The organism is Stieleria maiorica, from assembly GCF_008035925.1.
Taxonomy (GTDB): Bacteria; Planctomycetota; Planctomycetia; order Pirellulales; family Pirellulaceae; genus Stieleria; species Stieleria maiorica.
On the sequence record NZ_CP036264.1, the window covers coordinates 7,342,210 to 7,354,736 of the forward strand.

Consider the following 12,527-nt stretch of genomic DNA (forward strand, 5'->3'; position numbering starts at 1 on the left):
TTCAAAAGGCGGGAGGGCGTTGTCGGTGTTTCGCGCGCGAATCTCCGACGGCGGAAACAGATTCTAACCGGCATCGCTCGCCGCCGGGTCCGCGATGGTGGAAAAGGCTGCTTGCAGATAGAATCTCCCTCAGACGGCGGACCGACGCCCCTAGCCGAACCAGGCGATGCTCCCGTGAAGGTGACCCAGTGAACACGCCCACCAACGAAAACGACGGCTTCCAAGGATTGGCTTGGGTCAGGGCGTTGCGTGAGGGGCTGCAACAAAGTGATCAGCGCATGCGGTTGGCCGGTTTGGCCGACGGGTGGGCACTGGTCAATTATCGCGGACGCGTGATTCGCGAAGCGATGAAGTGCTTTTATGAACGTGTGATCGCCGAGGCACCGCCGCGAGGATCGATCGTCGTCTATGGCCTGGGGGGCACCGGTCGACGGGAAATCTGTCCGGGATCGGATGTCGATATTGGGATCATCGTCGAAAACATCGAAGACAACCAGCACTTTCTGCGACACCTCTCCAGTCGACTGCGATCGTTCGCCCGTCGTGTGCCGGGGCTGCGAAGCGTGGTCAAAGCGAACGCCTTTCCCGACCTGAAAGACCGCGAGCACTTTGACCTGAAGTCGCTGGTCGCGCTGCTGGATAGTGACTTGTTGATCGGCGATTCGGAATTGGACCACCGGATTCGGCGGGTGTGTCGTGGGCGGGCGGCCGAGTTGGGGCTGGATTTTATTTTCGCGATCAACCAGGACTTCCGCCGGTTCGATCAGCTGTATCCCCAGTCGCCCGGCGACATCGGCGGGTTCCACGTCAAGAACGGCAAAGGGGGATTGCGCGGCTTTCAAATGGCGATGTGGTTGTATTCGTTCGAACGCTGGATTCCGTCGCTGCAGGTGTACCAGCAAGTTCGAAGCACCCGACGCTTTGATCGCGAAGGGGCGCCGTCGGCGAATGTGTTGGAAGCCGTCGGAGTGCTGTTTTCGACGCGTTGTTGGATCGAGCAGCGACGTGCCGCTCAGACGGCCGAACACAGCGGAGGCGAGAAACTTCCCCCGCCGCTGTTCATGGACGTTTCCGATATGGAGGCGTTCTTGCATCGCTTCGGCGCCGGCGGATTAACGCAACTGCGCAACGCCCGCGACGTGATCGATTCGTATCGCCATGAAACCATGGACCGGCTGCTCGAACGTGGCGTGGTCGTTCCCGACACCGACGGCTTGGTCGTCTGGGGATCGGACGGGTTGCGGATCTCTGCGGACGCGTTGTTCAAAGACGCGACCGAGATGTTCTTCAGTCTGTACCATGCCCAACAGCGGTTTCTGTTGCCCATCGATCGCGCCGTCAAACGGGCGGCCCGCAAGAACATTTCCGAATCGTTGCGTCCCGATCCCGCGTTGATCAAGTTGATGATTTCGCCGGGACCGGTGTACCCGGCGATCAAAGATTGGTTCGAATTCGGAGTCCTGGAAAAACTGGTGCCCGGTTTCGGCGAACTCTTTCACCAGCTCTATCAACCGGGGCACCGAGCGGCAACGCTGACACGTGCGGCGCGAGCGGTCCAGCGGATCCAGGGCTTGGAGTACCTGGATACGTTAAAACGGTCCGAGATCACGTCCAGTGACGAAGCGTATTTCTTGCGGCAGTACCAAGACATCGGGGATTCCGGACGCGGGGCGTTGCGATTGGCGCTCCTGACCGATGAGATTCCGCAAACGCTGTACCCGACCAACGCCCCGCCTGACCCCTCCGGCTACGACGCCCAGACCTATGGCGACAGCGTCCGACGTTACGTCAGCGAGTATCTGAGCGACGTCCCGGGACTTTCCGGACCGACGCTGCGCACGATCGAGTTTCTGTTGCTGAAGAAACGCGAGCTGCTCAAGTGGGCCGAAGCGGGAAGTCGTCCTCAGGTGTTGGAAAGTTGGCGACGCGAAATCGATCAACTCCATTCGCGTGATTCGGCCGACACGATCCGGGCGCTCGCGCTGTTTGCTTACGCGGCGTTCGACTATCACAATCCCGAGGGCGTGCCCCGGATTCGGCTGGAACCCGAGCAGTGGCAAAAGATTCAGAATTTGACGCAGAATCTGCTGCACGGCGAGTTGGGCGTCGGCGGCCGACCCTTCGAAGACCACTACTTTGATCCGACGGGCCAGCGGATCGGGGCGTTGTTGCCGCACCGGTTGTTGGCCAGCCCGCACGTCGACAACTCGCTTCGACAGACATACGAAGGCACCGAAACACTTGATCCGCAACGTGCCCACCGCATCATCTTTGCCTTGACCGCCGTCGTTCAAACCGGGCGTCCGAAAGTCGAGCTGAAACGCGACGGCGACTTCTATCGGTTGACGCTTTATTCATGGGATTTCCCGGGCCTGTTTTGGCGGGTCGCCGGAGCACTCTACGAAATGGGATGCGCCATCCGTTCGACCGACCTTTACGAAGTCCCCGACCCCAGCGGCAGGGCGACGGACGGTGAGTCGTTGATGCCCGGCGAGCGACATTTGATCGTCGACGTGCTGACCTTTGACGCCACCGAGGTGTCCAATGAAGCGTGGGAAGATGAGGTCCGACGGCGGATCCAGCGGCGGCTGGAAAACCCGAATGAACCATTGGCCGACCAAACCGCGGAGATTTTGAAACCGGTCCTGGAAACGCTCTGTCCGTCGTTGACCGATCTGGGGGATGGACGCATCAAGTTCTCGTGCAACTCGCCGCAGTCCAATCAGGGCACTCGCTACGCCGTCAGCCGTTTGCTGTCCGAACGGGCTGGGGCCAGCATCGAATCGATCGTTCGTGATGGGACACGCGATTGGCCTGTGCCCCGCATGAACTTCTACGTCCGCGTCGGCCGCAGCGTCGAAGCGGTCGCCGAGGCACTGCGTGATGATTTGGGCGATGTGACGATCGAGACCGAGGAGATCGTCTAATGCAGCGCATCACCGACGTTGATCTGGAGTCCCACCCGCCCATTCCTGATGGGAGGGATTGCAAAATGAACATTGCGAATTGGTTATTGCGATTGCCCCGCAGTATGCTTGCCGAGTTGGGCAACGACCGTTCGTCCGGCATGGAATCGAATACGAGCACGCAGCGCTAGCGTGCGTGCCTGGGAGCACGTCACTCGCGTGCGCTTTGGGCTGGTGTTGATGGCAACGAGGCGCCGTCAACTGACAGCGTCAAGTCAAGCAACCGCCCGGACAGATCATCGGGTCTCATGGTGCACCTTCGATTCACAATTGATTGGCCGGGTTCAAAACAATTTGAAATTTGCAATGTTCATTTTGCAATCTACCGTGCCAGTCAACACGGCGCTCTTCGGCCCACGACAACGATTGCAAGTGTGACTCCAGCCGACAAATTCAACCATGGATTTGCCGTGAAGATCAAGTCTTCAGTGGGATACTGCTTCGTCTATTCTAAAACTTGGGGGCGACTGGCGCCCCCCTCTTTCAGGTTGCGGTCGTGCATGATGGGGGGCCCGCCAAGACCGCAGGTTTGTCGGATTCCCCTCATTCGCCTCGCCGCAGCGACTCCCCCCTATCGATTGCGTCCCACAGTTTCTCGCAGAACCTGTTGTGTTGCGGACAACCGCAAAACCAAGGCGGCCGGTGGAATCGAACGCGTTGCGACGAGCCTGATCCTGGACGGATCACGATCCAAAGAACAAGAAGCACGATGAATCCAGACATAGCGAAGATCGTAAACGGCGAGAACATGCCGTCGCCGCCCACCATCGCTGCGAAACTTCTCGATCTGGTCAACCAGCCCGACGCGAGGATCGCCGACATCACGAAAGTGATCAGCGCCGATCCGAAGCTGTCTGCCAAGTTGATCGATTATTGCAATTCGCCGATCGTCGCCTCGGCGCGAACCGTCGGCAGCCTCCAGCAAGCCATCCCGCTGCTCGGGATGAGGACACTTCGATTGTTGTCGTTGTCCTTCTCGGTGATGGATACTCAAGGGCACGCGGGGTTTCCCTACCAGGAATTCTGGCGCCGGTCGTTGGCGACCGCCATCGCCGCCAAGCTGATCGCCAAGTGCGCCGAACAAAACGCGGATGAATCCTTCTTGCTGGGATTGGTGTTCAACATCGGTGCGATGGGCATCGGCAGCGCCTATCCCGATGAATTGGCCAGCCGGTTCGAGCCCGAAGAACTGCTGGATAAACTCAGCACGAACGTCGAACGTGAAATCTGCGGGGCCGGCCGATATGAAGTGGGCGCGTGCTTGCTGGACAAATGGAATTTCCCGCCTGCGATGATTCAGGTGTTGGAGAACTACGATCCCGAATCCACCGTCATGCCGTCCAAACTGTTTTGCGTCAGCCAGCAGGTCGGCAAATTGCTGCTGTCGGCCGAACCGGACGAGCGAGAAATCTTTGGCGTTCGAAAGTCCGCCAACGAGTTGTTGGGCATCGACGATGATCAGTTTGATACGTTGTTCGATGCAATGATCAATGAATGGAAGGGTTATGAGCCGCTGTTCAAATTCGAATCGATCGCGTTCGATTCGATCAAGGAGTTGGAAACGCGGGCCAAAGAATCGATGGTCCGAATTTCGCTGAGCATGGAACGCACGATTCGCGAGATGTCCGAGCAACAGCATGAGCTGCGTCAAATGGCGTTGTTGGACTCTTTGACGCAACTAAAAAACCGCTCCGCGTTCGACGCCGAAGTCTTTCAGCTGTCCAACCAGTTTCGTCGTGAATGCCAGTCGTTCGGGCTGATCATTGCCGACATCGATCACTTCAAGATTTTCAACGACACTTACGGGCACGCGGCCGGGGACAGCGTCCTGCGCGAAGTCGCGGCCTGTTTGAAACGGAACTGCCGGCAATACGATCGCGTGTATCGGTTCGGTGGCGAAGAATTCGTTGTGCTGGTCGGCAATTGTGACTACGAGGCGACGCTGAAAGTCGCCGAACGCCTGAGAAACGCGGTCGAGACGTTGCAGGTGGATTTCGGCGGCAACAGCTTGTGTGTGACGACCAGTCTGGGCGTCTGTTGGGTCGACCGCGGACGCCACGACAGCTTCAACGCACTGTTCGAAAAAGCAGACGAAAGTTTGTACGAAGCGAAACGCAAAGGACGCAACAACTGCGTCGCGATCACCGCGTCCTCGGCGATGGGTGCGGTGATCAACGCGGCGGGAAGCCACCCGACCGGTCAGCCGACGATCGCCGGTTCCGCCCAGTAGCTTGTTGACACTGGTTCCCAGGCTCTGCTTGGGCTGCACAAACTCGTTCGCGTTTTCGATTCCGCTGAACCCTCATGCGATCGGCCATTGGGCGCCAGCCTACGGGCGTTTCATCATTCTGCCCCGAATCATCCTGCGGCGTTGCCGTGCGACTGTTTCGGATCACCCCAGCCGCCTCCGCCGGGCGTCTCGATCCGCAGACGATCGCCCGGGCCGACTTCGATCGTCGCTGCGGAGGGCAGATCGACCGCGGCCTTGCCGGCCGGGATCAATCGGTTGCGACCGGGCAATCCGGCCCCGCCACCAAACACACCGTAGGGCGAGGTCGTTCGGCGACTGGTGATCAACGAAACGGTCAGTGGACGCAGGAACTCAAACTCGCGGACCAGCCCATCGCCGCCTCGATGCTTGCCGGTTCCTCCGCTGCCGCGACGGATCGAAAACTCCACCAATCGGATCGGCAGCCGTGACTCCAACACCTCCGGATCGGTGATCCGGGTGTTGGTCATGTGCGTGTGCACGCCGTCGGCACCGGGGCCGAAGACCGTTGCACCGCTGCCACCGCCGATCGTTTCGTAATAACCAAACGACGCATCGCCGATCAGGACGTTGTTCATCGTCCCCTGGCTCGCCGCCACGGATCGAAACACCGGCGTGTTCTGGTCGGCCGAACCGATTGCGCCGAGCAACACGTCGACGATCCTCTGGCTGGTTTCTACGTTCCCCGCGACGACGGCTGGACATGTGGCAGGGTCAGCCGAGTGCGGCGGCGACAATAGCCCGGGCGGCAATTTCAAATCGATCGGGCGCAAGGCACCGTCACACAGCGGAAGATTCGAATCGCAAAAACAACGCATCACATACAGCACGGCAGAGCTGACGATCGATGGTGTCGCGTTGAAACCATTGGGATGCACACCGCTGGTGCCTTCAAAATCGATGACCAACCGATCGCCCTGGCGCATCAGCTGAACCGCGATCACCGTCCCGTCATCCAACGTGTCTTTAAAGTGCATTTCCGACGTCGGCAAGCTGTCGATCCAACGGACGACGGATTCTGCCGCGACGTCCAGCAAACGATCCATCATGTTTTGCACATGACGCAACGAGAGCTCCGCAGACATCTGTTTGAGTGACCGTGCGCCTTCCTGACCCGCCGCGATCTGGGCGTGAATATCCGCAAGATTCTCGCCCACGTTGCGTGAGGGATAGGGACCGCTGGAAAGCAGTTGGCCGAGTTCGTCTTCATAGGAGACGCCGTTTCGAACGAGTGCGAATCCGCGAATCAAAACCCCTTCTTCGGCCAGCGAATGGGCCAGCGGAGGCATCGATCCGGGAGTCTTACCGCCGATTTCGGCGTGGTGGGCGCGGCTGGCGACAAAGAACGACGGTTGGGAATCACGTTCCATTTCGCAAAAGACCGGTGTCACGACGGTGACGTCGGGCAAATGAGACCCGCCGGCATAGGGATCGTTGGAGACGTAGCAATCACCGGGGGACATTTCGGGAAAAGCGTCGGCGATGGCGCGGACGGTGTGTCCCATCGCACCTAAATGCACGGGCACGTGCGGCGCGTTGGCGATCAACGTCCCGTCGCCGCGGAACACGGCACAGCTGAAATCGAGTCGTTCTTTGACGTTCACGCTGACCGCCGTGCGGCGCAACACTTCGCCCATCGCATCGGCGATGCTCTGCAACCGGCGGGCGACGATTTCCATCTGCACCGCTTCGTCGCTGCCGCCGAGTTCCTCGTTGGCCGTTTCGGCGCCATCAGACAAGGCGGCTGGCGAGAGCGTGATCGTTCCGTCGTCACAAACGACACCCTGCCAGTTCGGTTCGACGATCAAGGTGGACTGGTCACTGACGACGATGCTGCCCGGTGGAATCGAATCACCGGCGGACAGTTGATCGCGATCGAGCAGATTGAACGAGCGCCATCGACCGCGGTGAAACACCTCGGTCGTCTCAGGGCCACCGGATCGGTCGCCCAAACGAGCCCCCAGCAGCCGAGCCCCCTCCAGCCAAGGCCCGTCCGCCGGGGAGACATCGCCGGTCGCTTCACAGCGCAGCGAGACCAGTTCGATGCCGTGACCGTCGCGGCGGTAGCCGAAGCGGTTTTGATGTCCGCGATGAAACCGCTCGGCCAACGCTTTCAAAAATGGCTGGGGCGAATCGTCAACGACCAGCGGAATCGAAGAATCGGTACCGACGTAGCGACAGTCACATTCCAAACGTGTGCTCACCGCTCCGTGTTGATCCTGTCGAAGCAAGTCGATCGTTTGGCGGGTCAACTGGTCAGCCGACGCTTGGAATTCTTCTGCCGAGACCTGATCAAGCCGGCGATAGATGCCGACCGTTTCGATCCGTCCGCTTGATGCAACGCCCATGCCCACGGCGCTCAGCACGCTGGCGCGGGGATGATCGACGACTTGCCGAATGCCCAACGCATCGGCGACGCGACAGATCAGTTGGGCTGCCGCACCGCCGAACCCGACCAGGGCGTGATCGCGGACGTCGACCCCGCGAGCGGTGGTGATCGCGCGGACCGCTTCGGCCATGTGGGTGACCGCGATGTCCAAGAAGCCTTCGGCCAGCGATTCAATACTTTCCGGTGGCGACGGCATCCGCGAAGCGACGTGGTCGATCCGCTGTCGTGAGGCCGTTGGGAGCAGCGGGAACGGAAACCGATCGACGCGCAGCCGGCCCAACAGCAGGTTGGCGTCGGTCACCGTCAATGGCCCGCCGCGTCCGTAGCAGGCCGGTCCGGGAGCGGCGCCGGCGCTGGTCGGTCCGACGACCAGACGTCCGCCGACGAATTCACAGATTGATCCCCCGCCGGCGGCCACCGTGTGAATGTCCATCATCGGTGTCATCACCCGCAGGTCGGCGATGCGGGTCGAGTAGCGCCGCCCGACCTGTCCGTCGAAACGGCTGACGTCCGTGCTGGTCCCACCCATGTCCAAGCCGATCGCCAAGACGCAGCGATGCTGCTGGGCGACGTGACGCAGCCCCACCACACCGCCGGCCGGCCCCGAAAGCACACTGTCTCGGCCGCGGAACTCATCGTGCCCGACCAGATTACCGCCGCTGGTCATCAGCTGTAATTGGCACGTTTCGCCGCCGAACTGGCGTCGCACGCGGCCCACATAGGCCGACAGGATCGGATTCAGATAGGCGTCCAGCGTGGTGGTTTCGGCGCGCGAAACCAGCTTGATCAGCGGTGCCACTTCGCTGCTGCGGCTGATTTCGGCGAATCCGACGCGCCGCGCGATCTGCTCCACCGCGATCTCATGGGCGGGATTCATGTGCGCGTGCATCAGACAGATCGACAGTGTTTCGACGCCGGCATCGCGCAGGATTTGCAGACCGGATTCGATTTCGGCTTCATCGATCGCGATCCGTTCCCGGCCGTCGGCGTCCATCCGGGCTCGGATCTCCAGCGTGCTTTCGGCCAGCGGAGGTGATTTGACCAAGGCCAGGTCGAACAGTTCCGGGCGGTCTTGTTCGCCGATCCGCAGCACATCGCCGAAGCCATGGGTGACCACCAGTCCGGCCGCCGCCCCGGACCGAGTCAACAAGGCGTTGGTGCCGCGTGTGGTTCCGATGCGAGCGGTCATCGGCGGCATCGGTGCGTCGATCGGAATGCCGGTCAGCAGATGCGTCGCCAGGACCGGGGCTTCACGCCGACAATCGATTTCAACGATGTCGCCGGCGGAGAGTTGTCCGGCGACTTCGGCGTCTACGTCGACCAGCGAGAGTGTGGACGTGTCCGAGTCATGGCCGGCGATCTGGCCGACGAAGTGATTGATACCTTCGACCAGCCATTCAAGTTTGGCCGTGCGAAAAAACTGATCGGGCAATCGGCGACCGGACAGTCCGCCCAGAAGTTCGTCGGGGATTCGGATTCGGACCGTCGTGCGATCCGGCACGTCGACAACGCGGCATCGGATCAGCCCTGTCGAAAGCACTTTGATACAACCGGAATGAGACGATCCGGATGAGTCGGTCCAAACGGCCAAACAATCCGTAAACGTTCCACCGACATCGGCGCAAACCGAAAGCGTGTCGAGTGACATGAGAGATCAGCGGTTAAACAGGGCCAGGCAGTCGGTGATGTGTTGCTGGTCGACCAGTGCGACGACGATGTCACCGGGTTTCAATTGATCGCTGGCGGTCGGCATGCGGATATAGCTGTCACGCTGGATCGCGGTGATCAGACAGCGTCCGGCCAGCGGCAAATCGGCGAGGGTGCCTTCGGTCACGCGAGCCCCTTCGACGATTTCCAACTCATAGACCGCGATCTTGCCGTTGGGCAATCGGCTCTGGCTGATCACGGCACCCTGGTTGAGAAACCCGAGGATTTGACGTGCCCCGACGTCGCGTTCGCTGACGACGTGATCGATCCCCAGCTTGCCGACCACGTTGGCGTAATCGGGACGTCCGACCACCGCCATCACGCGTCGTGATCCCAGTTCGCGGGCCTCGACACAGGCCATGATGTTGCTTTCGTCGCTGCCGGTGCAGGCGACGAAATAGTCTGCCGAACCCCCGCCTTCGTCTTCCAGCACGCTACGTCGATTGGCGTTGGCGTGCACGACGGTGCAGTTGGGCAACAGTTTGGCAAGCTGTTCGCAACGATCTTCGTCGAACTCCAGCAAGGTGATGCGGTAATCACTGCTGGGCAGCGCCCGTGCGATGTGGAACCCGATTTCACCGCCCCCGGCGATCAGCACGCTGCGCCGTTTGCTGCGTTTGGTTGACGCGGCGAACAACGCCCGGCTCTTGTTCACGTCCGACGGCATGCCGATCAGACTGACGCGGTCGCCGACTTGCAATTCATCTTCGCCGCTGGCCAACCACAGGTCGCCGTCACGTTCGATCGATCCGATTCGAACCGATCCGGGCATTTTCAAGTCGCGCAGTCGCTGATCGGTCGCTTGCGATTTCGCTTCGACTTCCGTTTCATAGACTTCCAGATGCCCGCGGGCAAAGTGTTCCAGCGGGATCGCATCGGGATTGCGGATCGCACGGGCCAATTCGAACGCGCTTAGCTGTTCCAGGCTAAGCAGCGCGTCGATCCCGAAATGGCTTTGGTAATCAAACGTACTCGCGTCACGGAACGCCGGAGCGTAGACGCGGGCCAGAGCGCGACGCGCGCCGAGGGCTTTGGCCATGCTGGCGGCAACCACGTTGGCTTCGTCGTCCCCGGTCACGGCCAAGCAGATGTCGGCGCTGCAAACGTCGGCTTGGAACAGAATCGTGCTTTGCGACGCACTGCCCTGGATCGCTCGGACGTCCAATTCGCTGTTGATCTGACGGACACGCTCTGGATCGATGTCGATGACCGTCACGTCATGCCGGCGGCGACACAGCATGTCGGCGATCCAGTGTCCGACCGTTCCCGCACCCAACGTCAATACTCGCACTAAACCATCCAGTTAATCAGCAAGAGGATGACGAAAATGATCGCCATGAAACCGGTGATCCAACGAGCGGTGTAAAAGGCATGCTTGAGGATCGTTTGCGTGTCTTCGTGGCGTGTCGCACCGAAGACCAAAGAGATCGAGATGATCAGCGGGATATAGTACATCAGGTAGGTCGGTGAAATCGAAATCATTGGTTTGCCTCCTGATAGGTTTCGCCGGTGGTGACTGAACCGGCGGTCGCTGAATCCCCGGTTGCTGCCGCCTCGGGGGCATCGGTGTCGTCGTCAGAATCGTCGTCTTTCTTTTTCCGTCCGCTGATCGGTACGGCCAATGGACCGGCGTAGGCATCGTAGATCACCAGGATGTTGAGCAGCCCCGCGATCATGGTGTACCAGGTGCCCATTTCATACCCGGCGCCGTAGGTCGCATACCACGCAGAAACCTCGTCCGTGTTGTCTTCGATGACGGGTCGATGGGGCGGCGCCATGAAACCGCCCCAACGCGGTTCGTAATTCTTTGACGTGATCCCTTTGTTCGTATTCTTGCGCATGTGGTTGCCTTGGATCAGCGCCGGCAACGCGGCCGCACCCACGCCGGCTTGCAAGATGTAGTGCCAGCGTCGGTCGCCGGGTTGCCAGGACGCATAGACCACGTGCCCACCGCCGAGCGCGAATCCAAGCATCCAGGTCGTCAGGATGCAGACCAGGTACAGACTGCCCTTGGTGTGCCGGCCCTGATAAAAGTGCCCCGCACCGGGAAGCAGCCAAGCGAGCAGTGCCGCGAGTGATCGGTTCTTCAAGTCGATGCGTTGGGAGTCGACTTGGATCACATTTTCGCTATCGGCCATGGATTGTTTGCGTTTGCGTGGGAAGGGAGGTTCGCTGGGTGCTGCATTTTGCGGGAAAGTCTTTCCCAGCGATAGCCGAGTCGGTCACGACGTAATTCAAGGTTGACGCGTTGGGCCGTCCGGTGGTAACGACAACTTCACTCGGCGTTCCGCAGGACAGTCTCGCCCAGAGTGAACGCCGCCACGACGCCCACCTCCCCGACATGCCGAACTGGCAACATCCCTGTTTTCTATTGGATTGTAAAACCACGCTATGGAAGCCTCAAACCCGACCGTATTGAAAACACGCCTTTCGACCCCCTCCATCTGCTGCGGATACGCAAAAACCTGGCGACGGATTGATTCGAGCTGCGATTACGGTCTGTTCGTCCAATCGTTGCGGTTCTTGGCGGTGTTGGCCGTCGCCTGTTTGCTGACCGGCTGCGGAAGCCAAACCGACAGTGACACCGTCGCCCAGACCTCGGCGGCTCAGACCTCGGCGGCTCAGACCTCGGCGGCTCAGACCTCGGATTCCGCCACGGTCGGGCCCGATGAATCGGGGCAATTGCAGCCGACGGAGGTCGTCAGTCAGTTTCTCGATCGTGTGCGTCGCGGCGGGCAGGAAGCCAGTTCCAGCGAGTTGCTGACCAAACTCGCCCAACAGGAACTGACTCGGATCGGTCGTCCGTTCGAGTTTCCCGGGTCGCCGGACACCGTGTTCGAGGTGCGTCAAGCGTTCCCGGTGCCGGACCAGGACGATGCCGTTTGGGTACACACTTATTTGGTCGAACCGGGCGACTCGGGCCAAAACTTCCAGTATGAAGTCGTTTGGACGCTTCGCAAAGAATCCGAGGGCTGGCGCGTCAGCGGGTTCGCCATCGATCAGGGTGACGGGATGGAGCCGTTGGAGTTTGACTTCGAAAATGGCGACGAAATGGCCGCACGGCTCGCAGCTTTGGAAGGGGCCGAAGGCTCCGTCAATCGATAAACCGCACCGTCCGACGCGCAAAACCCGAACCGCGTCCGCATGATTTTGGAAAAATAGGCAATCTTTTCTTGCGATTATTTGCCTGCTTTCT

At 60.3% G+C, this 12,527-nt stretch carries 7 protein-coding genes; 3 read left to right on the forward strand and 4 right to left on the reverse strand.

Going from position 1 to position 12,527, the window contains the following annotated elements; genetic code table 11:
- The first annotated feature begins 188 nt into the window (after positions 1-188).
- A complete protein-coding gene (locus tag Mal15_RS24905) occupies positions 189-2,927 on the forward strand; it encodes a hypothetical protein (RefSeq protein ID WP_147870230.1) in 2,739 nt (912 codons plus the stop codon).
- Positions 2,928-3,675: 748 nt separating this feature from the next.
- Entirely contained in the window at positions 3,676-5,196 is a 1,521-nt protein-coding gene (locus tag Mal15_RS24910; protein ID WP_147870231.1) for a sensor domain-containing diguanylate cyclase, read from the forward strand.
- A 128-nt stretch (positions 5,197-5,324) separates the two neighbouring features.
- On the opposite strand, the gene Mal15_RS24915 is transcribed toward Mal15_RS24910, so the two are convergent.
- From Mal15_RS24915 to Mal15_RS24930, 4 genes are read right to left on the reverse strand one after another with little or no spacing between them, the layout of a single operon-like run.
- On the reverse strand, positions 5,325-9,272 hold the full coding sequence (locus tag Mal15_RS24915) for a hydantoinase B/oxoprolinase family protein (protein ID WP_147870232.1): 3,948 nt from the start codon (positions 9,270-9,272) through the stop codon (positions 5,325-5,327).
- Positions 9,273-9,278: 6 nt separating this feature from the next.
- On the reverse strand, positions 9,279-10,622 hold the full coding sequence (gene trkA, locus Mal15_RS24920; protein WP_147870233.1) for a Trk system potassium transporter TrkA: 1,344 nt from the start codon (positions 10,620-10,622) through the stop codon (positions 9,279-9,281).
- Positions 10,622-10,813, reverse strand: coding sequence for a hypothetical protein (locus Mal15_RS24925; RefSeq protein WP_147870234.1), 192 nt, complete (start codon positions 10,811-10,813; stop codon positions 10,622-10,624). The genes trkA and Mal15_RS24925 overlap by 1 nt, the downstream gene beginning before the upstream one ends.
- Entirely contained in the window at positions 10,810-11,469 is a 660-nt protein-coding gene (locus tag Mal15_RS24930) for a DUF6677 family protein (RefSeq protein WP_233903011.1), read from the reverse strand. Before Mal15_RS24930 ends, Mal15_RS24925 begins: the two co-directional genes overlap by 4 nt.
- 253 nt (positions 11,470-11,722) lie before the next feature.
- Between Mal15_RS24930 and Mal15_RS24935 the strand changes: the two genes are divergently transcribed.
- Positions 11,723-12,436: a hypothetical protein gene (locus Mal15_RS24935; RefSeq protein ID WP_147870235.1), complete on the forward strand. Its 714-nt coding sequence runs from the start codon at positions 11,723-11,725 to the stop codon at positions 12,434-12,436.
- The last annotated feature ends 91 nt before the right edge of the window (positions 12,437-12,527 follow it).

What these genes read in the sequence shown, in the direction of transcription:
- Mal15_RS24925 (WP_147870234.1), bottom strand. Translation starts at nt 10,813, where the DNA reads ATGATTTCGATTTCACCGACCTACCTGATGTACTATATCCCGCTGATC.
- Mal15_RS24915 (WP_147870232.1), bottom strand. Translation starts at nt 9,272, where the DNA reads ATGTCACTCGACACGCTTTCGGTTTGCGCCGATGTCGGTGGAACGTTT.
- Mal15_RS24910 (WP_147870231.1), top strand. Translation starts at nt 3,676, where the DNA reads ATGAATCCAGACATAGCGAAGATCGTAAACGGCGAGAACATGCCGTCG.
- Mal15_RS24930 (WP_233903011.1), bottom strand. Translation starts at nt 11,469, where the DNA reads ATGGCCGATAGCGAAAATGTGATCCAAGTCGACTCCCAACGCATCGAC.
- Mal15_RS24935 (WP_147870235.1), top strand. Translation starts at nt 11,723, where the DNA reads ATGGAAGCCTCAAACCCGACCGTATTGAAAACACGCCTTTCGACCCCC.